Annotated in this window: 19 protein-coding genes and 1 pseudogene; 9 read left to right on the top strand and 11 right to left on the bottom strand. The window is 39.8% G+C overall.

Annotated elements, in window-relative coordinates:
* Positions 1–56: 56 nt before the first annotated feature.
* From V6R21_RS15540 to V6R21_RS15510, 7 genes are all read right to left on the bottom strand, one after another.
* Positions 57–1,352 carry a cupin domain-containing protein gene (locus V6R21_RS15540; protein WP_334244548.1) on the bottom strand — a complete coding sequence of 432 codons (1,296 nt, stop codon included), beginning with the start codon at positions 1,350–1,352 and terminating at the stop codon, positions 57–59.
* A gap of 18 nt (positions 1,353–1,370) precedes the next feature.
* Positions 1,371–2,513, bottom strand: a complete 1,143-nt coding sequence (locus tag V6R21_RS15535; RefSeq protein WP_334244547.1) for a cupin domain-containing protein — start codon at positions 2,511–2,513, stop codon at positions 1,371–1,373.
* On the bottom strand, positions 2,513–4,345 hold the full coding sequence (locus V6R21_RS15530; protein WP_334244546.1) for a GMC family oxidoreductase: 1,833 nt from the start codon (positions 4,343–4,345) through the stop codon (positions 2,513–2,515). Before V6R21_RS15530 ends, V6R21_RS15535 begins: the two co-directional genes overlap by 1 nt.
* Before the next feature lie 14 nt (positions 4,346–4,359).
* Entirely contained in the window at positions 4,360–5,406 is a 1,047-nt protein-coding gene (locus V6R21_RS15525) for a gluconate 2-dehydrogenase subunit 3 family protein (RefSeq protein WP_334244545.1), read from the bottom strand.
* Between the two features lie 466 nt (positions 5,407–5,872).
* A complete protein-coding gene (locus V6R21_RS15520; RefSeq protein WP_334244544.1) occupies positions 5,873–6,472 on the bottom strand; it encodes an SMI1/KNR4 family protein in 600 nt (199 codons plus the stop codon).
* A 105-nt stretch (positions 6,473–6,577) separates the two neighbouring features.
* Complete coding sequence (locus tag V6R21_RS15515; protein ID WP_334244543.1) at positions 6,578–7,825, bottom strand: aminotransferase class I/II-fold pyridoxal phosphate-dependent enzyme; 1,248 nt, start codon at positions 7,823–7,825, stop codon at positions 6,578–6,580.
* Between the two features lie 233 nt (positions 7,826–8,058).
* Positions 8,059–8,466, bottom strand: a complete 408-nt coding sequence (locus V6R21_RS15510; protein WP_334244542.1) for a hypothetical protein — start codon at positions 8,464–8,466, stop codon at positions 8,059–8,061.
* A gap of 162 nt (positions 8,467–8,628) precedes the next feature.
* On the opposite strand from V6R21_RS15510, the gene fdhD reads away from it, so the two are divergent.
* Together fdhD and V6R21_RS15500 are read left to right on the top strand one after the other, a co-directional pair.
* Complete coding sequence (gene fdhD, locus V6R21_RS15505) at positions 8,629–9,525, top strand: formate dehydrogenase accessory sulfurtransferase FdhD (RefSeq protein WP_334244541.1); 897 nt, start codon at positions 8,629–8,631, stop codon at positions 9,523–9,525.
* Entirely contained in the window at positions 9,506–11,887 is a 2,382-nt protein-coding gene (locus V6R21_RS15500; protein ID WP_334244540.1) for an FdhF/YdeP family oxidoreductase, read from the top strand. Before fdhD ends, V6R21_RS15500 begins: the two co-directional genes overlap by 20 nt.
* Positions 11,888–11,909: 22 nt before the next feature.
* Here V6R21_RS15500 and V6R21_RS15495 read toward each other — a convergent pair whose 3' ends face one another.
* Positions 11,910–12,377 (bottom strand): nucleoside deaminase, encoded by a 468-nt coding sequence (locus V6R21_RS15495; RefSeq protein ID WP_334244539.1) that lies wholly within the window; start codon positions 12,375–12,377, stop codon positions 11,910–11,912.
* Positions 12,378–12,572: 195 nt separating this feature from the next.
* Between V6R21_RS15495 and V6R21_RS15490 the strand changes: the two genes are divergently transcribed.
* The 7 genes and pseudogenes from V6R21_RS15490 (at position 12,573) to V6R21_RS15460 (ending at position 19,543) form a co-directional block, all read left to right on the top strand.
* Positions 12,573–12,761: a hypothetical protein gene (locus V6R21_RS15490; protein WP_334244538.1), complete on the top strand. Its 189-nt coding sequence runs from the start codon at positions 12,573–12,575 to the stop codon at positions 12,759–12,761.
* A gap of 2 nt (positions 12,762–12,763) precedes the next feature.
* On the top strand, positions 12,764–13,306 hold the full coding sequence (locus V6R21_RS15485) for a hypothetical protein (RefSeq protein ID WP_334244537.1): 543 nt from the start codon (positions 12,764–12,766) through the stop codon (positions 13,304–13,306).
* A 1,011-nt stretch (positions 13,307–14,317) separates the two neighbouring features.
* Positions 14,318–14,779 carry an HNH endonuclease gene (locus tag V6R21_RS15480; protein WP_334244536.1) on the top strand — a complete coding sequence of 154 codons (462 nt, stop codon included), beginning with the start codon at positions 14,318–14,320 and terminating at the stop codon, positions 14,777–14,779.
* Positions 14,748–15,206 (top strand): SMI1/KNR4 family protein, encoded by a 459-nt coding sequence (locus V6R21_RS15475; RefSeq protein ID WP_334244535.1) that lies wholly within the window; start codon positions 14,748–14,750, stop codon positions 15,204–15,206. Before V6R21_RS15480 ends, V6R21_RS15475 begins: the two co-directional genes overlap by 32 nt.
* A gap of 836 nt (positions 15,207–16,042) precedes the next feature.
* A pseudogene (locus tag V6R21_RS15470) lies at positions 16,043–17,392 on the top strand (polymorphic toxin-type HINT domain-containing protein); the annotation flags it as partial.
* On the top strand, positions 17,389–17,985 hold the full coding sequence (locus V6R21_RS15465) for a hypothetical protein (protein WP_334244534.1): 597 nt from the start codon (positions 17,389–17,391) through the stop codon (positions 17,983–17,985). The pseudogene V6R21_RS15470 and the gene V6R21_RS15465, both read left to right, overlap by 4 nt.
* Before the next feature lie 916 nt (positions 17,986–18,901).
* Positions 18,902–19,543, top strand: a complete 642-nt coding sequence (locus V6R21_RS15460) for a helix-turn-helix domain-containing protein (protein ID WP_334244533.1) — start codon at positions 18,902–18,904, stop codon at positions 19,541–19,543.
* Positions 19,544–19,877: 334 nt separating this feature from the next.
* Here the strand turns inward: V6R21_RS15460 and V6R21_RS15455 are convergent, their stop codons facing one another.
* The 3 genes from V6R21_RS15455 to folK all read right to left on the bottom strand — a co-directional run bounded on the left by V6R21_RS15455 (position 19,878) and on the right by folK (position 22,450).
* Positions 19,878–20,435 carry a hypothetical protein gene (locus V6R21_RS15455; RefSeq protein WP_334244532.1) on the bottom strand — a complete coding sequence of 186 codons (558 nt, stop codon included), beginning with the start codon at positions 20,433–20,435 and terminating at the stop codon, positions 19,878–19,880.
* 65 nt (positions 20,436–20,500) lie between these two features.
* Complete coding sequence (gene rlmD, locus V6R21_RS15450; RefSeq protein WP_334244531.1) at positions 20,501–21,904, bottom strand: 23S rRNA (uracil(1939)-C(5))-methyltransferase RlmD; 1,404 nt, start codon at positions 21,902–21,904, stop codon at positions 20,501–20,503.
* 36 nt (positions 21,905–21,940) lie between these two features.
* On the bottom strand, positions 21,941–22,450 hold the full coding sequence (gene folK, locus V6R21_RS15445) for a 2-amino-4-hydroxy-6-hydroxymethyldihydropteridine diphosphokinase (protein ID WP_334244530.1): 510 nt from the start codon (positions 22,448–22,450) through the stop codon (positions 21,941–21,943).
* Positions 22,451–22,561: the final 111 nt, after the last annotated feature.

Below are 22,561 nucleotides of genomic sequence, written 5' to 3'. Positions count from 1 at the left end.
CCATATAAAAAATAACAGTATAAAACTGAAACGCCGAATCTTATTCAAAAGGAGGATTAATCATACCCTCCAAACATAAAGAGTTGTATATCCTCATCTGTCAGGTTGACAAGGCTGTGTAACATTCCATTTTTACACAAGACCAAGTCTCCTTCCCTCATGTTTTTTACTTCAAATGCCCTCATCCTGTCTGGAAACTTGATCCAATCTCCTGTAACCATCATAGCGGAACCTTTCATCATCATGAAAATCTCCTGATTATCACGATGCCTATGAATGCCTATGACACAGTTTGACTTAAGGATATGCAAATCCATATACTCTACAGCCATAAATTTTTCCGTAAAGTATTCTTCAGACCGATTGCCATGTGCATCAAAGTTCCAGGAATAGACATCTTTTTTGAGTTCATTTCCAAGGTGATTGGTATGCGTAAAATAATTGGAAAACAGGTTACGGAATTCCAGGTGTCCAACACCACCATGCGGATTAGCTGATACACCTCCCTGAATGTAATTGTTCCATCCCCTGAAAAGCATATTAAAAACCACTCGGTAATTTCTTCCATCTAAAGAGTCCCAATGTCTTTCATTCACATCCGTAAATGCCAGTTCCACAGGTAATGGTAAAATAGGATGCATCGTATGTTCCTTTGACATGACATAGGTCTTCTTCATGGATTCTACCCGCTCTCTAGTAAAGTCAAAAGCACTTCCCTTAATCAGGTCAGTCCTGATGATGATCCCTTCCCTTTCCATTGCTTTTTGCCCCTTCGTATCAAGCTTACTGTATAAGTCACCATCGGTAAATCCCCACAACTCCACTTCATAGCGATCATTTGCCTCATTGTATGGCAACTTTATCAAGTCTGCTACCTGATTATCCCTCACTTTTAACCATACATGCAGGTACTTACCCAGATTATGTCCAGTTGCTTCAGAAAGAGGCGTTCCCGTTCCAGCGTCATAAGAAACCTTCAGAAATGGATATGCTTTTCCTTCCACTGTTGCATACCCCCTCACCAAATAAAAATGCTCAATTATAAAGTCCTTGATGTTTTGCTTCTGAAAATCATTCTTGTTGTCTTGGTCTCTTGGTTCTACAACAGGCCCCGCTTCTTTCCCTGCCTCATTGTACAAGACCAAATGCCTGAAAGGAAACAGGTAGTCAAGACTGTCTCCCAAATAAAACTCCCTTTCTGCCGCCATGTCCACTTTCTGAACAAGCCCTGCCAATTTCCAGACAGGGTTTTTGACATTATAATTGGGAGCGCCTCCTTCAGCACTTATAAAAATGTCATCATTGCTGTCAATATAAGGGGCGCTCTGAAATTCATTCTGATTAGCCGTCATTGGTTTTCTATTTTTAGGTTAAGCACTGTGATAAAGGAAAGCTACAAACTTGAGTGGCTTATCACTTAAATTTCTGATACCATGAATACCTCCACTTTTGGTATAGATCACTGCACCTGGCTTAACAGGTACCTCCTTACAGTTCCTGTTTTCCAAACCATAAATGGAAGTGTTGACTGTTTCATAAGCAGCATCCACCTTAGGGTCATCACCTTCACCGATATAAGCAACTCCTTCTCCTTCCACGATATAATAAAGCTCCTCGCTTCCGATATGCCTGTGGGTACCTTCTACCGTATGCGGCGGAATTGTCACCTCATGGAAAAATACCAGATTACCTCCCAGCTCTCGCTGCAACATCCACTTCATTTCTATAATGTTGTTGTCAAACCTTTCAGGATTGTCATCATTCATCATCGCATTTCTGTAGCGGACTGGCTGAACATTTTCTGCTTCCAGAAAATATGCCCTTTGGAAGTCAACCATGTAATTTTTCATTTCTACCGTATTCTGCTGATTACTTGGATCAAGGGTATTTGGCACCTGAATACCTCTTCCAAAGTTATTGTCCCATTGCGCATCCATATCCGTAATAGCCCATCCCATTGGGAAGTTGATATTGTTTTCACGGAACGCTATTTCAACCTTGCCTACATCACTAACCTCCTTAATCAAATTGGTAAAGGGCTTTACCTTCGTGATCTCTCCCTGATAACCGACCAAGTCAAGTACCTTGATGTCGTGAGGATTATTGAATGGAGGCTCCAAGTTATCCCAAATCTCCACCTGATAAGATTTAACCCACTCGCAATAGTGTAACTTTATTGTCGCTTCTGCTTGTTGTCCATCCTTATGGTGCAACTTGACCCATGCCATCACTGACTGAGCAAGGAACCTTTTACTCTCCCTTGCTTTTTCAAGCAGACGGCTTGCCTTATACTCTATCCTGATAAAGTTTGAGTAAAACTTACCATCTAGGTAGACCTGTCCTTTCATTACTATAAAGTCCGCTTTGCCTCGTACTTCTGTAACATTATAGCGGTATCGCTTACTGCGAGTAGCATTGAGGTATCGTGCGTGGTAAATCCTGTCAGGATAGAACACAACATGGAAGACCTGATTTTCAGGTGAGGTGTATATTTCGTCAAATTGAGGGTTCATCAGTTCAAGTATTTTTGGATTAAAATATCCGCAATGCGGTAAGCGTTTGCCTGAATAGTCAGTGTTGGGTTTGCACCACCAGAAGTAGGCATAAAAGACCCATCTGTTACAAAGAGGTTATCAGCATCCCAAAGCCTACAGTCTTTGTCCAATACAGAATCGTTTCGGTCGTCTCCAAACCTTGCACCTCCCAATATGTGGTTGGCGATACGTGCCCTTGAGTTTTCAGACAGATACACACCTCCTGATCCTAGACGGTCAGCATTAGCGCCACCAGCAATCAGAATATCCTTGCAAACACTTGAAACCGTATCCATCAGGTATCTGTCGTGCTCATGCCACTTCTTGATAATATATGCGACAGGTCTTCCCCACTTATCCTTTACGTTTGGATGCAACTCAATCCGATTTCCCTTTAGCGGTACCTGATTGGCCATAAAGCTGACTGACAGCCTTGTGCCGAAATTATTCCCAATCCATCTTGAAAGATCTTCTCCAACTCCTGGTGTTTCTCCTGACTCAGGCCAGTTCTTTACAAACCCTTTCCAGATAGTATCAATATCCTGACTGGCATGTGTACGAGCCAATGAAATTGGAAGTGCCTGATCGGACGTGTTGTTATAAATAGCCGCACCAGCCCAAAGCCCTTTCTCCTTCATAAAGCTTTCTGAGGAAGCAAAGTCCGTTGCATAATCACTATCCAAGGATATAGACTTGTCGTACTTTCCTGGTACAGTCGTCTCCGCTCCTCCAAAACAGTGTGTAAGAAAGTATTTCCCTAACAGGTCATTCGTTCCACTTTGGGTGACGATTTTCCCAAACCCATTTTTGTCATGCTGCGCTGACAGCATCAGCAACCTTGTGCTCTCTATTGCCGAACATGCAACCACTACAACCTTACCTTTGGCAGTCTGTGTTTCACCACTCTCATCCAGAAAAACGACTTCCTTGATTTTCCTGTTTTCACTTTTCAAAAGTGTTACAGTACAGTTACACCTGAGATCAAAATTAGGCTCATCCTTTATTGGTGCTAACAGCGCAACCCATGTATTGGACTTAAAACCCATTGGATCTCCATACCTGTTGACATAGCCTGTTTTGGCATACCCTGCCTTTCTGCCACTTGGCTGATGGTCTTCCGTAATAACCGCTAAAGGAGTTCTGTACCAATCCATTCCTTTGGCTTCCATCCCATTTTTGACAAACTGACTGATAGGGTTTGGAGCCAGTGGCGTCTGATACTTATTGCCTGAGGAAAATGGCTTCCCTTGTTTCTCGTAAGTACCATTGATACCGATGAGTTCTTCTGCCTTGGCATAATATGGCTCCAAATCCTGATAGCTGATTGGCCAATCTCTTACCTCCCTGTCTACATCTCCATTTGGATCACCATTCAGGTTATAGCCTCTGTTCTCGTTATATGATTTCAGTTTAAAATCATTTTCTGCAAAGCGAAGCGATACGGCACCATATAACTGGGTCCCACCCCCTACCACTTGGGCAGTATATCCTTCAAGTGTGGCTCTGTCTTCTTCCACAGCTCCTCCGTGTCTGTAGATATGTGGTTCATCGTTTAGGTCAGGCTCAACGTGGCTTGAATAATATGGTTCCCCTTTATTGGAGACATCCAAGGTAATTTTCTTTTCAGGTCCTGTTGCATACAATTCGTCTCTTCTGAAGTCACTTACGCCTGAGTCAGAAAGATACTGAGGCTGAAATAAGGGACCTTTTTCCAACATCAACACCGATTTCCCTTTCTTTACCATTTCTTGAGCAATAGGAGCCCCACCAGCACCACTGCCGATAATAATGATATCAAATTCTTGGTTCATGATTCTTTTATGTGTTAAGAGATGTATTCAAGGTTTTCTCCAAATGGCTGTTCAATGGCCAGTTTCCAATTAAAAAGTGTATTTCCTTCTGCATCCTTGTTGGACTCACTGATATATTCCCAACCAGCGGCTCCAATATTTCCTCCATATCGAGGGTGACAGAATGCTCCTGTAAAAGTGTGGCGCCTGATCAGTTCCATAAAGTATTGAGGGTTATTGAACTTACTGTAGTCCCAATCAGGGATAAACTGTCCTGACATCATTTCATCGTACAGTGTTTCATAAATCTCACTTCCCATCTCAACTGGATCAATAAACGGATTCCGTTTGCGGAGAAGCCTATCAATTACCTCCAGACAGATACGGTAATCTACCAAGTGATACGTTTCTTCTCTTGTCAACACTTTATCAATGAAATTGACAACCCCAACTGTCTCGTCCAACCTAGATGCTGTTCGCTTTCCACTATTACTCAGTGCATGGTAATAATAGTCCAAAAACCGTTTGCCATTGGTTGTCCTGAAAGGCAGAATGTGCTGTGTTATCTTCTGCAACAAGTCCGCTTCCCATTTTTCAAAAGTCAGCAGGTGGTTACACATGTCCGTAAAAAATTGACTCCATTCGTTGTCACCTTCATCTGTGTGTCGCTGAGGGTTAATGGGATCCAATACCACTTGTCCATTGACTTTGAACTTGTAGTAGTGTACTTCTCCTTTAGGGATCTTAAGGGAGACTGTGTAGTACATTGATTTTTCAACCCTTTTAAGTGGAATAGCCTTATACAGCTTGTCAAATGTACCAAACAACTCTACTGTCAGGTCTGTAGATGATTTGGAGTAATCACACCAAACAAAGGTTACTTCATTGAAATCATAAGCACCTGTTCCGCTATTTTCTGAGTAGCAGTCAATGATCGGAAATCTCCAAGCCTCAGGAATATGTTGGCTCAAGGAAGTCGATACTGAAGCTATGTCATACTTGTGAGCGGAAGAAAATACAGTCCTGGCTAGGTGCTTTGTGCAATGATTGTAGATGTAAATGGGAGGCTTGTAATGTGCCATTTAATTGTAAGGTTTAAGGGAAATAATTGGAATCCAAAAGTTGTGAAAACACTCCGTCAAGAATGGCTCTTTAAAATGCTTCACTTTATTACAGGATTGCCGTTTTTCAAATTGCGCCTTAAACTATTCAAATAATTATTGAGATAAATTATGGGCAATCATGACCTTACATAAGGTATTACCTGATAATAGACGTTAAAAAGTGTATTTACCATTATTAATAATCAAATCGCACATCAATAACATTGTCTTGACTTTACCCTATTTTTGTATAATTAACTGATAACCTATTCCTTAATGAGGAAAACATTAAAAAAGAAACCATTACTTACATCAAACACAATATTGGACTTTAGTGCGAGATGAATGGATATTAGTTAGCGCCTTCTTTATCCTCCACCAAAAAAGGTTCTACTGATAGTATTTACCAATAGAACCTTCACGGTAATTCAAGTACTCTTTTAACCTATAATTGCCAATACTTAGACTTTGGGTTCCTGTTTTTGCAGACTTCCCTTTCAGCAAGCATCTTAGCCCTGAAATCGTCTACCGATCCGGTAATCAGGTAAGACAAGCTGAGTTCCTTATCAATCAGCTCCTCCAAGGTGTCCAGCATTGACTCTATGCTATCATAAGCAGTTACCAAATGATTGGTAGAGGCCAACTGAGGCTGTGATGGTGAATACATATAGACCATTCCGTAATCATCCTGATGCTGATCCAAAGCAATCAACAAGTAATCCCCGTTTCCTGTAAAGTCAAAGATTGGGTAAAGGTGCTTCGGTATTTTTTCTTCAGACTTAAGCTTTTGATAGACACTGTCAGCAAATTCAATCGAAAGAAAGTATCCCAAGTTTTCCAATGGTGGGTCTATCTGCTGCGCTTCAGGATAGTTTTTCAAACCGTTTCTTACAGTATAAAGCTGCTTGAACTCATCAGGCAACCTGTAGCTTTTCAAAATATCAAGACTGATAATTTTCTCCAGCTGTTCCCCTTCATTAAAAATGGCACTTCTTGACTCCATTCCAAGTATGAAAGTCAGAAACAGTTTTTCCACCTTTTCCATTTAGATGATATTAAAATGATAAATAACTCACTATGACAATATAGCATAAAAAAGCCCTTCAATAAGTTGAAGGGCTTCTTCTATTATATATGACAGCTATTATGCTTATGCGTTTTTCTCAGCATCTGCAATAGCCACACAAAGACAAACTACTTCCATTGCCTGTCTGATCTCGTCAACAGACGGACAAGAAGGAGCCAAACGGATGTTGCAGTCTTTAGGGTCTTTCTTGTAAGGGTAAGTAGCACCAGCACCAGTCAGTTTTACACCTGCCTCATTTGCCAATTCTACTACTCTTTTCGCACAGCCTTCATTTGTATCAAGGCTGATGAAATAGCCACCCTTTGGTTTTGTCCATTTAGCCAACCCTTTTCCACCTAGCTCATTTTCCAGTACCTCAATTACGGTATCAAACTTAGGCTTCAGGATTTCAGCATGCTTCTTCATATGCGCTTTTACGCCTTCCATATTCTTGAAGAAACGAAGGTGACGAAGCTGGTTCAGTTTGTCTGGTCCAATTGTCGCCATAGAAAGGTGCTTTCTCATCCAGTCCATGTTGGCTTTGCTACCACCCATTGCAGCAACACCCGCTCCTGCAAATGAGATTTTTGACGTAGATCCGTAGATAAATACACGGTCTTCGTTTCCTGCCGCCTTACAAGCATCCAGAATATTAGCCAATTGATCTTCTTCTTCCTCCAAATGGTGCACTGCGTATGCATTGTCCCAGAAGATTCTGAAGTCACCCGCTGCTACCGGCATTGTTGCCAAGCGTTTCACTACCTCATCAGAACAAGTAATACCTGTTGGGTTGCCGTATTTAGGTACTACCCAAATACCTTTGATGCTTGCATCATTGGCTACCAAAGCTTCAATCTGGTCGCAGTCAGGACCTTCCGCTGTCATATCCACCAGTACCATCTCGATACCAAAGTGTTCACAAACAGAGAAGTGACGGTCATAACCAGGAGATGGGCAAAGGAATTTCACTTTTTCAAGCTTGTTCCAAGGTTGCTCACTTCCAACAACGCCATGAGACATTGCACGAGCGACAGTATCATGCATCAGGTTAAGGCTTGAGTTACCGCCAATAATTACCTCACCCACTGATGATACTTCCAAAAATTCCTTGAAAAGTTCTTTCATGGCAGGTGTTCCATCCAAGCCACCATAGTTACGAGGGTCAACATCTCCTTCATTTTTGTAATCTGAAGAAGTTACAAGATCAAGCATTGGCAACGCCAAATCCAGTTGTTCATTACCTGGCTTTCCCCTTTGCATATCAAGGTTCAGGTTTTTAGCTTTTGCCTCCTCGTATTTTGCCTTAATTGCTTCCAGCGTAGTCCCCATCATCTGTTTTGGTATTTATAGTGATTTAATGTAGCTAAAAGTCACCCCAAAAGGTGAACACATTTTTTTGGACAATTTTAATTTTGTCCTGATAAACACACTTGTTTTGGTAAGGGCATTTTTCGGGATGTAAAACAAATCAAAATAAGTCAAGTATTCAACACCTGAATACCATAAAAACAAAAAAACAGTCTATAATTTAGACTGTTTTACAGTAATAGCGGAGCATTTTTGAATTATTTGCAATCTTCTTTCTTCAGAATGATCCCCTTACCAAACTCAACAGCCTCCCAATCTGTAAATACCATGTTACCACCCTCCTGCTCCATTGGACCATAACCCTCTGCCAGTTTGCCTTCTTGCTTCAAGAATAGTATTTCCCTTTCAGACTCCACTCCTTCTGATTCAAACCTGTAAATCAGTTTTAAGGTATCTCCCAAAAACTCACCGTCAACAACACCTGAGTTCAGGTCCTTGCCTTCAAGATGATAATCCATATCTCCAGCAACATGGTTTCCGCTAATAACCAGCTTTAACTCAACATCATTTTTGCCATCTAAGGAAGTGTAGCATTCCGTTTTTTCTTTGGAAGAACATGCTGTGAATACGATCCACATCATGACTAAGACATTTAGGATTTTCATAGTTGGTCATGGTTAGTTCATACTATAAAGATACCAATAAATACCCATACTATTTCTAACAGAGCTGATGTTACCATGGTGGAATAAGTACTTTGATGACAGCACATTTTAAAATGGAATTTTGTTAATTAGTTAACAAACTCTCCCATAAAACCACTTAAAATGAATACTCCAGAAAACACTTCCACTAGACAAATTACAATCGATAGGTACAATGGAGTATCAAGCACACACTTTTCTGATATCCTTTCTGTTGAAGAACCACTCGAAATAAGAGTACATTATGGCACCTCTTCCAATCGGCAACAAAAGAACATTTCTGTAACGATGCGTACTCCGGGCAATGACCCTGAGCTAGCTGCCGGTTTCTTATTTACTGAAGGAATTATTTCCTCCTACAGTGAAGTAAAGGATATTTATCATGGTGGTATGGCCTGCCAACTCCAAAAGGAGAATATTATCATCATCGAACTAAGTGAAGACGCTATACCAAACCTAATGCAAACTGATCGGAACTTCTATACCACCTCCAGCTGCGGCGTTTGTGGAAAAAGCTCCATCCAGTCTATCCGAACAATCAGTCCATTTTTTCAAGCTAAAAGACCTGAATTAAATATCCCCGTTCATGTTTTGTATCAACTGCCAAAACAGCTGAAAGCTGCGCAAAGTGGTTTCTCAAAAACGGGTGGCATTCATGCCGCTGGTCTTTTTACACTAGACGGAAAACCACTTTTTATTCGGGAAGATGTTGGCAGGCACAATGCCTTGGATAAGCTAATTGGCACTGCCCTGAAATGCAACCTGCTTCCACTGAATAGACATATCTTACTATTGAGTGGCAGGGCAAGTTTTGAACTGATTCAAAAAGCCGCTATGGCAGGTATTTCCATTGTAGCGGCTATTGGTGCACCTTCCAGCCTTGCAGTAGAACTTGCTGTAGAATTCAACATCACCCTTATAGGCTTCCTTAAAGAGGATCGCTTTAATATTTACAATTGCAATGAATGCATCTCAATGCCAACACATAATAAAATGGGTCATGGAAAACGACGAACATAAGCAAGCACACCAAAAGGCCCCTTCAGCCGAACCACCGTACAAACTACTAAACCTTCAGGTTACTAAAGCAAAATCATGGGCTGCAGGTATACCCGCAGTAAAAGTTTCGATTCAAACTCTTCTGAAAGAAAAGACGCTTATAAGAGGTGGAAAAGCACTCTTCAAAATGAACCAGTTTGACGGTTTTGATTGTCCGAGCTGTGTATGGCCTGATCCTGATGATGAACGTTCTCCACTTGGTGAATACTGTGAAAATGGAGCAAAAGCCCTTGCTGAAGAGGCTACTAACAAAAAGATAACAGTTGAGTTCTTCAAGGAAAATTCTGTCTATGACCTTTCCCAATTATCTGACTATGTAATTGGGCATTTTGGAAGGCTTTCCGAGCCAATGTATATGCCGCCAAATGGTACACACTACCAACCGATCAGTTGGGATGAAGCTTTCAAGAAAATTGCCCATCACCTCAATAAGTTGGAATCTCCTGACGAAGCTGCTTTTTATACATCAGGCAGAACAAGCAACGAAGCCTCATTTGTCTATCAGCTATTTGCTAGAGAGTTTGGTACAAACAATTTTCCGGACTGTTCCAATATGTGTCACGAAACCTCTGGAGTTGCCCTGATTCCTACAATTGGTATCGGTAAAGGAACGGTCAAACTGCGTGACTTTTATGACACTGATGTAATTGTCATAATCGGTCAGAATCCCGGCACCAATTCCCCAAGGATGTTAAGTGCATTGGAAAAAGGGAAAGGCAATGGTGCAAAAGTCATTGCGATCAATCCTTTACCGGAAGCAGGGCTTATGGGGTTTAGGGATCCACAAAAAGTAAAAGGGATATTGGGCAGTGGTGTGCAACTGGCAGACCTCTACCTTCCTGTCAAGATCAATGGTGATATGGCTCTGCTGAAAGCCATTGAAATGCTATTAATTCAATTCGAAAAAGAATCACCTGAAAAAGTATTAGACAAAAACTTCATTGCGAATAAGACTGTTGGGTATCAAGAATTCCTTAAACAATTCGAGGGGTACAACCTTGATGACCTTATTCAAAAATCAGGCGTAGCTGCCGATCTGGTAAACAAGGCAGCGCAAATGATGTCATTCAAAAAACGCATCATTTTCTGCTGGGGAATGGGACTAACACAACAGCATAATGGTGTCGATATCATCAAAGAAATCATTAACCTACTTTTGATGAAAGGTAGCATTGGAATACCTGGCGGTGGTGCATGTCCCGTTCGTGGACATAGTAACGTTCAAGGAAACCGAACGATGCTTATCAACCACACTCCGACTACTGAAGAATTAGACCAACTGAAAAAAGTATTTGGTTTTGAGCCTCCAAGAGGACATGGCTTGGATGTGGTCAAAACCATCAAAGCCATGCAGAATGGTCAGGTGAAGGTGTTTTTTGGTATGGGTGGAAACTTCTTGTCTGCCACTCCTGACACGACTTATACTGCCAAAGGAATAAGAAAACTGGATTTAACCGTATATGTATCGACCAAACTAAACCGCAGTCACCTAATCCACGGAAAGGAAGCCTTGATATTGCCGACACTTTCAAGAAGTGAGATTGATATGGTAAATGGCGAAAGGCAATTTGTAAGTACTGAAAATTCAATGGGCGTAGTAGAATGGTCCAGAGGTATGCTGACACCTATCTCTCAACATTTGATCAATGAAACCCACATTGTTTGCAAATTGGCTAAGGCAACATTGGGCAACAAGTCCGTTGTTGACTGGGATCGATATATAAACAGCTACAATGCTGTACGGGATGATATAGAAAAGTGTATCCCCGGTTTTGAGAACTACAATGAAAGGGTAAAACAGAAAGGTGGTTTTTACCTTCCAAATGCTGCCCGTGATGGGGACTTCAAGACAAGAGACTTTGGAAACCGTGCGTCATTCACATTAACCGACATTCCAGAAAACACACTTGATGCTGACGAGTACCTGATGGCTACAACTAGAACCCATGACCAATTCAATACCACTATCTATGGGCTTGATGACCGTTACCGAGGTATTCATAATGAGCGACGAGTCATTTTCATGAATAAAAAGGATATAGAAAAAGCAGGTATTAAGTCAGGTGACAAAGTGGATCTATTTAACTACGATGATGGCATAGAACGTATAGCGCCTTTATTTATCATTGTAGAGTACCCGATTCCTGAAAAAAATACTGTCACTTACTTCCCTGAAACCAACGTTTTGGTTTCGGTCAACAATGTTGTGAAAGAAAGCAATATGCCTGCATCCAAATATGTCAAGATTAAGATAAGAAAACACACACCTGATATATTCAAAAAAGTAGATGATATACAATCTCAAAGCCTCAGGTCTGAGTAATAAAAGCTAGTGATTATTATTGCTAACTATCATCTCTGTTCTTCCAAGCACTCATTGGGTTTTCTGTACCTTGAGTAGCAGAAATACGCTTCAATGGGTGCTTCCTTTTCTCATTCGGCAACCCTACCTCTGTATAAATATGGGATACACCGAAACCTGCTTCAGCTGCCTCTTCCAAACTGGCAGCATAATAGATCTCTGTAATCCCACATAAATGCATTGCAGCCAAGCACATTGGACAAGGGTGTCCGCTTGCAAACATTATCATTCCACTTAAGTCATCAGTTCCAAGCTTTTCAGAAGCCTTTCTGATTGCCTGAATTTCAGCATGTGCTGTCGGGTCGTGTGTTTCCAAGACATCATTGACTCCAGTTGCGATAATCTCACCATCCTTCACCAATATTGCACCAAAAGGCTTTCCACCATTTTCTACTACATTCTTATAAGCAAGCCTAACAGCATCCGTGATCATTTTCTCATTAGTTTTCATATCTTAAGCTGGTTTTGGTTTTAAAAAGAATCAATCTCAAGTTAGAACATAGTGAATACTATGGCTAGCAGGGTATTCATATTTTTTGGGAAAATGAAGTAAATGCTTCCTTAATAGTTTAGGCACAAGTATCGTATTTAGGCACTCGCTGTGCTCGCTTGAAATGCTAATACTTGCAACAGTGGGTGAGATGATGTGAATACTTATATTCGTGTAGATGTAGAAAGTGGTTTTACAAAATCTGATTTTTTAGATTATTACTTTGGTATAGAAGAGAATAGAAGGCATCTCCTTTTTGGCATTGAAAACACATTCAATGAAATTAAAATAGTAATGGGAGGTGAAGAAATTGTTTTTGACGCTTCTTACAAACTTATTAATTAACGATGGCTATAGAAATAGAAATTATACCTACCAAAAGAAGGGATTTGACTTTGATTGAAGTAATTGATGGATTTAATGAAATTAATACAAAGTATTTAAAATCTTTCTTTTGTGATAACTACTTAGACTCCGCTAAAGAAAATGACAAAGAATTGATGTTGAATCAAAATTTAAATAGCTATTCCCTTTCTACAGAGTTCTTTGGCCAATTTTCACAAAATTGTATTTTATGGAAGAATACTGAACCATATGATGAATTCAATACAGCCGAAGATTTGATTGTTGAGAGTGCTAAGTTTAATAGGGATGATGCAAAGCTTTTTGCATCTAGAGCATCAGCTTTAAATTTCACATATAAATTAACTTGGCTATTTAGTAACAATGATCGACTATTTGGATTTGCTTTTATTTTATGCTTATGTGAACTACTTGAAGCATTAGTATATAATGTATACACAGACTTTAACTTTATAGGGTGTTATACTACAGACCAATGGAGAGCAATTTTAATAAATGAGTTAGGAAATAGCGTTACTAATAGTTGAGTATCTGCTAATCGAACTTGACTTCGTCGAGTTTGAAATCGCCTTCAAGGGACTCTGTCCCGAATCGAGTCACAACATAGGAAATAGCAGAGGAATATAAAACAAGCCAACTAGTGTAAAAAACTAGGTGGCTTGTTCTTTTAGATACGAAGCTCCATTAGCGCTAGCATTTGCTTCCCAAAGTTAAACGAAAGCCATTGGCTTTCATTCCTAACAGGTCTTAGTGTCTCACACAATGCTGTCAACTTAAGCAAAATTGTAGGATCACGCCAATGGCGTGCTCTTGCGAAGCACCACGAAAGACATGTCCGTGGTACGATCGAACACGCCGTTGGCGTGATCCTACGGGGATACGATTCGTTAAGTTGACAGCATTGAGTGTCCCATACTAAGACATGTTATTTTTTTGAAACATCGCATATTACAGTGAGCGAATGCTCACAAGATGATAGTTAGATATGGACGATTAGTTACAGTCAGTTAGATGGGGCCGCCCAAACCATAATCTAACGTGAATTATGGATTTATCTTCAAGTATATCGCCCTTTCAGGACTGAACAGTGTGGTTTTCATTACGACGGGATAATCGCGCGTGCAACGGCCATAGCTGATATATTCAGTCCCTTCGGGACATCTACCCTGAAAGGGTAAAATATAATAGTGATGGATTTCAATCCATCTCATTCATGTGTTTCACTAAGGCTTTTTTTATCTTTATCAATTCAGTGAAAGAGAAGACACTCATTTTCTGATAGGTAATAATGAATACTATGGCTAGCAGGGTATTCATATTTTTTGGGGAAAATGAAGTAAATACTTCCTTAATAGTTTAGGCACAAGTATCGTATTACAGTAGTTCTAAATTTTATAAAGGATAAAACAGGTAAACTACCTCAGTCTGAAATAGACAAGATTATTAATGAAATAAATTATCCAATTAAAGAAATATTAGAGGATACACAAGGGCGTTTAACCATTGTATTAGAAAGAGGAGGGGCTAGTTCAAATAAAGTGATTTCTGTACATCCAATAGATGGAGGGGGATTTAAGACCACTAAATATTCTAGAGCATATAATCCTGATGCAAACCCTAATATACCAGTTGAGTTAAGTGTAAATAAGATTGCGCCAGATTACTCCAAGGGAAGTGGTCGACAGTATTTATATCCAATAAATGAAGGTAGTGATCTTAAAAACATAGTTAGAATAAAAATGACTGGTAGTAGAACATCAAAAAATGGAGACTTTTATGCTGCTAATAAAAAAGCTGGCTTTGTAAATGAGTTTGGGGATAAAGCTCCTGTAAAAGTAATTGATGGGGAATATGTATGGCATCATTTAGATGACATGTATGGAGATATTTGGTGTACAATGCAACTTGTTGAAGATGCTGCTCATACAAGAATTTCAGGTATGGCTCATTCAGGTTCAGTAAAACAATATGAATCTTTTAAAGGTATTGATTATAAATGATATGCAAGAATTAACAATAGAAATTCAAGGAAAAAAAGTAACATTGGAAGAGTTAACGTCCTTCGAAAAAGAATTAGATATGACTTTACCAGATATATACAAGGAAGTTTTGTTAAAATATGGTGGTAGTAGGGTGAAGGAAAATACTTATAGCAGTAAAGCTAGTATTTCATTCTTTTTATCCTTGTCATCAAAACGTAATGCAACAGCTAAAAATATTATTGAGACATATAAAGAAGAGTATGGAGCAGCTCTATGGTTACCTTTTGCTACAGATTCAGGTGGTTGGGTTTTCAACATCTCTATAGCAAAAGATACTTATGGCCAAGTATGGATTGATAAATTTGATAGTGGAGATAGTGATCCTTTTGAATATGTTTCCCCTTCGCTTGAGGAGTTTATAGATAGTTTAAAATCAAGTGAATGACCCAATGCCACAACATAGGGGATAGCAGAGAAATATAAAACAAGCCATCAAGTGTAAAAACTTGGTGGTTTGTTCTTTTTAGATACGAAGCTCCATTAGCACTAGCATTTGCTTCCCAAAGTTAAACGAAAGCCATTGGCTTTCATTCCTAACAGGTCTTAGTGTCTCACACAATACTGTCAACTTAAGCAAAATTGTAGGATCACGCCAACGGCGTGCTCTTGCGAAGCACCACGAAAGATGTGTCCGTGGTACGATCGAACACGCCGTTGGCGTGATCCTACGGGGATACGATTCGTTAAGTTGACAGCATTGAGTGTCTCATACTAAGACCTGTTATTTTTTGAAGTATCTCATATTACAGTGAGCGAATGCTCACAAGATGATAGTTAGATATGGACGATTAGTTACAGTCGCTTAGATGGGGGCGCCCAAACCATAATCTAACGTGAATTATGGATTTATCTTCAAGTATATCGCCCTTTCAGGACTGAACAGTGTGGTTTTCATTACGACGGGATAATTGCTCGTGCAACGGCCATCGCTGATATATTCTGTCCCTTCGGGACATCTACCCTGAAAGGGTAAAATATAATAGTGATGGATTTCAATTCATCTCATTCATGTGTTTCACTAAGGCTTTTTTATCTTTATCAATTCAGTGAAAGAGAAGACACTCATTTTCTGATAGGTAATAATGAATACTATGGCTAGCAGGGTATTCATATTTTTTTGGGAAAATGAAGTAAATATTTCCTTAATAGTTTAGGCACAAGTATCGTATTTAGGCACTCGCTGTGCTCGCTTGAAATACTCATACTTGCGACAGTGGAGACAGCGTATGGGCTTATGATACCGAGCTGCAGCAAGCAGAACTGAAAGTGGTGCTGGCCCGAAAAGTAAGGCAGGTAGCACAGCTCTACCATTTGGCCACCGATACGGACACCTTGCATACCACTGCCGAGCACCCATTCTATACTGGCAAGGACAAGTGGACAGCCGCCCAACACCTTAGCACCAAGGTACAGCTCTTTAGCGAAGGAGAGGTACGACAGGCTATCCGTAATATCTCCGTGCAGGACACGGCCGTGAAGGTTTATAACCTGATGGTAGATGGTGTACACAACTACTTTGTAGGTGACGGTAAAGTACTGGTGCACAATACCTATGAGGTGGATCTATTGGATGATTTGCTAGCCAAGTTACCCACCACGGACCTTCATAAGGCTTTTAAGGAGGATTATGCAAAACTAGGGGCTAAGTTCTTTGAAGATAACCCAAAGGCGGTTGATGCGTGGGTGGTGTTGAAAAAAGCTGATGTTGATGAGGCTTTATTATTAAATACTAAATATCTTGATGAAATATCATCCTTTATCACTAAGCATGATAAGAACTTATTATTAAATGAGTTTAAAAACTATACAGGTAATAAAGAAGATATTCTTAAAAACTTAGCTAAGTATAGCTTAAGCTTAGAATTAGATGCTTTATATAAAGCTGGTAAATATGATGAAATAGCTAGTAAGTTAGGTGGAAGTGTATCAAAAACTGATTACCCTAATACTGCCCCTGATGTAATAAATGCTTGTAAAAAAATTGCCGAAATACCTGATACGAAAGATATTCCAATAATGGCAAAAAACTTAGCTAAAGAGTTGGGTTTAAGTAAAACACAAATACCAAAGCTTGAAGGGTATTTGAAAGTTATGAAAGAACATCTATTTAGAAGAAAACACCTTATAATAGATCCTAGTTCTAATTTCTATAACTATGGTAAATTTACAAGATTTATTGAGGATGCTAGATATTGGGAGTCTGTTCAAGATGGATTCAAGTCTTTTACTATTAAGGACCCTGATTTTGGTGACATCACATACCAATCAGAAGATATAGTTTCTAATTTTAAAGCATATCTAGCCCATGAGTATATAGAATCTAAACTTATGGAAAAAGGATTACCTTATAGAGGTTTTATAGAAGTAGATACACGTAACTCACCTAGGTTTTATAGTAAGGGTGCACATGATTTATCAGTCAATCAAAATAATATTAGCTTTCAATTCGATCATTATTCACATCCTAACATGGGGTGGTATAGACAAATACCTAATGGCATGAATGTTCAAGAAAATCTAATGAACTTAGATGAAATTGTTAATATAATATTAAAATCAGAAGGCTTATGATGGAGAGGGAAACTTTAAATCAAGAGATAAATAGAGTTATAAACATAACAAATTGGGGAGAAGCAAAACTTGCTTCTACAACTTGTTCAATTTTATTTCTTGAGTATTATAGAAGAATGTTTTTGTATAAAAAAGAGTTTGGTGTAATAACAAAATTTTGTATGGCTAATATTCCTAAGCAATTTGCTATTTTATCGGATGAGGAATCTAAATTTATAGGTCAGATTACACATAATCTAACTCTTTCAGGAAACTTAAAAGGAAGCTATCTTGATAAAGTATTTATTTCTTCTTTTTTAACATGGAGACTTAAACTAAAGGAAATAATAAGGGGAAATAAATTTATTGAAGATCCTTATGAACCAATGATACTTTTTTATGAACTAGGGGGGTATTTAGGTAAGGATCAAGGTAATCGGATTACAATATGCAGTGGGACAGCATTTAATTTAGAAGTATTAGATAAATTTATGGATACTAATTTAAACACCCCTTTTATTACTGATATGGCAAAAGAAAATTTAGACTCTATTGAATGTATGAGTTTTGATGAATATTTGAATTATCAAGGTATATTAATTCCAAACCAATAGTAGGATACACTGGAGCAAGTAGCCCCAATAATTGAGGATCTAGGCCTTCTATGCACAAACAGAGTAAATGTTCCCCCAATAGTTGAGTATCTCCACCATCGTCCGCCATTTATCAAAGCAAAATGCGGGTGAATTGTCTTCTAAGGACTCTGTCCCGAATCGAACCACAACATAGGGGATATCAGAAAGATATAAAATAAGCCATCAAGTGTAAAAACTTGGTGGTTTGTTCTTTTTAGATACGAAGCTCCATTAGCACTAGCATTTGCTTCCCAAAGTTAAACGAAAGCCATTGGCTTTCATTCCTAACAGGTCTTAGTGTCTCACACAATGCTGTCAACTTAAGCAAAATTGTAGGATCACGCCAATGGCGTGCTCTTGCGAAGCACCACGAAAGACATGTCCGTGGTACGATCGAACACGCCGTTGGCGTGATCCTACGGGGATACGATTCGTTAAGTTGACAGCATTGAGTGTCCCATACTAAGACCTGTTATTTTTTTGAAGCATCTCATATTACAGTGAGCGAATGCTCATAATATGATAGTTCTGACAGGGTCGCCTAAATATGGACGATTAGTTACAGTCGGTTAGATGGGGCGCCCAAACCATAATCTAACGTGAATTATGGATTTATCTTCAAGTATATCGCCCTTTCAGGACTGAACAGTGTGGTTTTCATTACGACGGGATAATCGCGCGTGCAACGGCCATCGCTGATATATTCAGTCCTTTCGGGACATCTACCCTGATAGGGTAAAATATAATAGTGATGGATTTCAATCCATCTCATTCATGATGCCTTAAAAGCGAATTCTAATCCAAAACTCACATTAATCTAAATACCGCCCTATCCTTACACCACGAAGCAAAGTCCCCAACCAACATAAGCCCTCTGCTACCGTTACACTAATAGATGCAGCTGACCTTAGCACATAGAAAACAGATCGAACGTCTCCTGACGGAAGGCAAAAGCCAGTCGGCTATTGCCCTTGTGTTGGGTGTGCACCGCTCTACGGTCAGCAGGGAGATCAGCCGCAATACCTGTCCAATGCGTAAGGTGTATACAGCCGAATACGCTGAACGGATAAAGCGGGGCAGGCGGCATTATGCCAATGCCCTACGAAAGGGAAACAGTTGGGTAGCCAGTTCCCTTTGCTGGCGCTATCTGGGACGCTTTGGGGCAAGAGGGGCTTACCTCCACTCCAGACTACACATGCGGCTCTTCCCTCCATATGAGTTGACCTTCAACTTCTCCCCAAGAAATAACCATTACCTGCCCACCTACCGCTATCGCCCTAACAGAAGGCGTTCCTTCTGTTATGACTGGCTCCATGCCGACATCTTGCAATACGTACGCAACCACCGCAATTACTGGCGAAGGAAGTGGTTAGCCCCCTGTAAAGGAATGATTTCACAACCGACAGTGGCAGTGGAGCAACCATTACCAACCCCAATTGCCATCACCTCAGCTCCTCCAGTCTATCCCACCTTACAGCCTGTAGCTCCACAGGTAAATGGGATCACTATGCCCTCCCGTCAAAAAATGGTGGCATAAGGAAGTAGCCCCCTCTTTTTTTCTTCAATTCTCCCTGCGATTTCAGCCTGTTTGTTACATGTTATCACCACCAACCAGTAGCCATGCAGTAGGTATTAGGTTGTCAGAGATTTGGTATGCGTTATTGTTGCGTTTCGAAGATGAATAATGGGAACGGTGAATCATTTAGAGGGAGTTGCCTTAAGGATTGGCATTGGACAAGTTTATGAAAGGACCTGACAACATTTGTGATCATTTGTTCTCTATTCTTCAGAACGAAAACAATTTCTATGTTAAAAAAGAAGGCAGTAGTTACCTAACAACTCTATATCACAATGAGTCACTTATTTTTCACTCATTTTACCAATTCTTTTCGTTCCCTCTGAATCTCCAAAAGTGCTTCCCTAGCTTCAAATGTTAAGTCATTACACAACCTGTCTTCAATTTCTTTATCAGTTAACATTTGAAACTTAGTTTTAAATCTATTATGCATTGAATTGCTCTGTTCAGCGATATCCTTTGGAGTTGTTTTTAACAAAGACCTTACAATCAGAATAACTTTTTCTTTTCTACTAAACAGTAAAATCAATAGTAAACAAAATGAAAGTTCTTGAAATTCAATAGAAACCCTTTTAGCAATTGAAATACTAAAGATTGTATTAAAGAAATAGATAAATGATAATAAGTCGAATACCCCTAGTATCAATAATATCAGAGTACTGACAGTCTTTTTTTCAGGAAACTTAATTACAATCAAAGTAGTTATTGACAACCCGATGAAACCTAGATAGTTTGATGTATACAAAACATAGTCTGTCAACAATGCTATTGAATAGGAGATCAAGACACATAGCCATAAAAATGCTATAATCAAGTACTCTATTTTTAAATATTTTGACTGAATTGATGCCATAATTAAAATATAAAAAAAGTCAACAGGCTTTTATTAACCTGTTGACTTTACAAAACTTAAACCACTTATCTCCTTTCTAGTAATACGATATTCTCCACGTGGTGAGTATGTGGGAACATATCGACAGGCTGTATCTCTACCACCTTATATTTACTGTCCATCCAATTGATGTCCCTTGCCTGTGTGGCAGGGTTACAGCTTACATAAACCACCTTTTTCGGCTCCACTGCCATAATCTGTTTTACCACATCTTCGTGCATACCTGCTCTCGGAGGGTCTGTAATGATGACGTCAGGCGCACCATGCTCAGCAATAAAATCCCTTGTCAGGATATCTTTCATATCACCTGCAAAGAATTTGGTATTTTCAATACCATTCAGAGAAGCATTCTTCTTGGCATCCTCAATTGCAGCCTCCACATACTCAATACCGATTACTTCTTTTGCCTGTTTTGCAACAAACTGAGCAATAGTACCAGTACCTGTATAAAGGTCATACACCCTTTCTTCTCCTGTCAACCCTGCCAGCTCACGAGTAGCTTTGTAAAGTTCATAAGCTTGTTCAGAATTGGTTTGGTAGAAAGATTTTGGTCCTACACGGAACTTCAACCCTTCCATTTCTTCTGTGATATATGGTTCACCGTGATAGCACTGTACATCCAAGTCTCCGAATGTATCATTGCCTTTTGTATTTACCACATACATCAGAGAGGTGATCTCAGGGAATTCATTTTTCAGGAATTCCATTACCAGCTTTATGTTTTCCTCACCATGTTCAGCAAACTGTACAATCACCATCAGGTCTCCTGTAACAGCCGAACGAATAATCAGGTTACGCATAAAACCAGTCTGCTCCACCTGATCATAGAAAGTCAGGTCATTGGCTCTGGCAAATTCCAAGGTTTTCAACCTGATATCATTGGAAGGACCACCCTGCAGGTAACAGTGGTCGATACTCAGGATTCTGTTCCACTTACCTGGCAAGTGAAATCCTAGTGCCGTATTTTCAGGGTTTTCTTCCTCCAGCTCGTTGCCTGTCAGCCATCTTTTGGTAGAGAACGTAAACTCAAGCTTGTTACGGTAATATTGGGTATTCTCCGAAGGCAGGATCGTTTTACACTCAGGCAACTCTACTTTAGCAATACGCTCCAACTGGTCCATCACCTGTTTTTGCTTGTAAGCTACCTGATCCTGATAATCCAGCATCTGCCACTTACAGCCACCACACAAACCAAAATGATCACAGAAAGGCTCTACTCTCTTTTCCGATAGCTTGTGGAAGTTCGTTGGCTCAGCTTCCATAAATGACTTTTTCTTCTTAGTCACTCTTAAATCCGCTATATCGCCTGGCACAGCATTTCTTACAAAGATGACCATGTCATCAACTTTGGCAACTGCTTTTCCTTCGCTGCCAATATCTAGAATTTCTACCTTTTCAAGGGAAATTCTTTCCTTCCTTCTTCTGCCCATATATTTATTTCAGCAATTATGTATTCCAAACTCAATTTACCCTGCCGCCTGTACGGATTTCAACGGCTGCACTTCCAGTTCGTCAGGACAGCATTCCAACAACGCTGAAACTGATTTTTTCAAAACCGGATGCAAGTAATTTTCGGCTATCTCTGCCAGTGGTACAAGGGTAAACCTTCTCTCGTGAAGAAACGGATGAGGTACTTTCAGTCTAGGCAAATCGATTACCTCATCTTCATAAAAAAGTATATCTATATCAATCAACCTTGCTCCCCATTTTACATGTCGCTCCCTACCGAGATCCAACTCTATTTGCTGCAAGGTTTCAAGCAATTGCATCGGCTCCTTATCGGTTTGAATCGCCAATACTCTATTGAAAAAACTTGGCTGATCCTCTACTCCCCACGCAGCTGTCTCATAGTCTCCTGACACCTTGACCACCTCACCAGCAAGCTTTGCTATTTGTTTTTGAGCGTTGTCCAGCATCAACATTCTGTCGCCAAGGTTTCCGCCTAGCAGGATATAAGCTGTTTTCAGATTTTTCATTAAAGTAGTATTCCCTAGTGGGGTTAGTGAAAGATCCCCCGCATATCTCTATCGGAGTATTACTCATCAATGCCTGTAGCAAATTGAAGCCGCAAAACTAGTAAATTTTTA

The organism is Limibacter armeniacum (genome assembly GCF_036880985.1).
In the GTDB taxonomy this organism is placed as follows: domain Bacteria; phylum Bacteroidota; class Bacteroidia; order Cytophagales; family Flammeovirgaceae; genus Limibacter; species Limibacter armeniacum.
This window is presented reverse-complemented; position numbering and strand designations above follow the sequence as displayed.

Excerpts from the sequence above, each read along its gene's own strand:
- V6R21_RS15540 (WP_334244548.1), bottom strand. The coding sequence starts at position 1,352 with ATGACGGCTAATCAGAATGAATTTCAGAGCGCCCCTTATATTGACAGC.
- V6R21_RS15535 (WP_334244547.1), bottom strand. The coding sequence starts at position 2,513 with ATGAACCCTCAATTTGACGAAATATACACCTCACCTGAAAATCAGGTC.
- V6R21_RS15530 (WP_334244546.1), bottom strand. The coding sequence starts at position 4,345 with ATGAACCAAGAATTTGATATCATTATTATCGGCAGTGGTGCTGGTGGG.
- V6R21_RS15525 (WP_334244545.1), bottom strand. The coding sequence starts at position 5,406 with ATGGCACATTACAAGCCTCCCATTTACATCTACAATCATTGCACAAAG.
- V6R21_RS15520 (WP_334244544.1), bottom strand. The coding sequence starts at position 6,472 with ATGGAAAAGGTGGAAAAACTGTTTCTGACTTTCATACTTGGAATGGAG.
- V6R21_RS15515 (WP_334244543.1), bottom strand. The coding sequence starts at position 7,825 with ATGATGGGGACTACGCTGGAAGCAATTAAGGCAAAATACGAGGAGGCA.
- V6R21_RS15510 (WP_334244542.1), bottom strand. The coding sequence starts at position 8,466 with ATGAAAATCCTAAATGTCTTAGTCATGATGTGGATCGTATTCACAGCA.
- fdhD (WP_334244541.1), top strand. The coding sequence starts at position 8,629 with ATGAATACTCCAGAAAACACTTCCACTAGACAAATTACAATCGATAGG.
- V6R21_RS15500 (WP_334244540.1), top strand. The coding sequence starts at position 9,506 with ATGGAAAACGACGAACATAAGCAAGCACACCAAAAGGCCCCTTCAGCC.
- V6R21_RS15495 (WP_334244539.1), bottom strand. The coding sequence starts at position 12,377 with ATGAAAACTAATGAGAAAATGATCACGGATGCTGTTAGGCTTGCTTAT.
- V6R21_RS15485 (WP_334244537.1), top strand. The coding sequence starts at position 12,764 with ATGGCTATAGAAATAGAAATTATACCTACCAAAAGAAGGGATTTGACT.
- V6R21_RS15475 (WP_334244535.1), top strand. The coding sequence starts at position 14,748 with ATGAATCTTTTAAAGGTATTGATTATAAATGATATGCAAGAATTAACA.
- V6R21_RS15465 (WP_334244534.1), top strand. The coding sequence starts at position 17,389 with ATGATGGAGAGGGAAACTTTAAATCAAGAGATAAATAGAGTTATAAAC.
- V6R21_RS15460 (WP_334244533.1), top strand. The coding sequence starts at position 18,902 with ATGCAGCTGACCTTAGCACATAGAAAACAGATCGAACGTCTCCTGACG.
- V6R21_RS15455 (WP_334244532.1), bottom strand. The coding sequence starts at position 20,435 with ATGGCATCAATTCAGTCAAAATATTTAAAAATAGAGTACTTGATTATA.
- rlmD (WP_334244531.1), bottom strand. The coding sequence starts at position 21,904 with ATGGGCAGAAGAAGGAAGGAAAGAATTTCCCTTGAAAAGGTAGAAATT.
- folK (WP_334244530.1), bottom strand. The coding sequence starts at position 22,450 with ATGAAAAATCTGAAAACAGCTTATATCCTGCTAGGCGGAAACCTTGGC.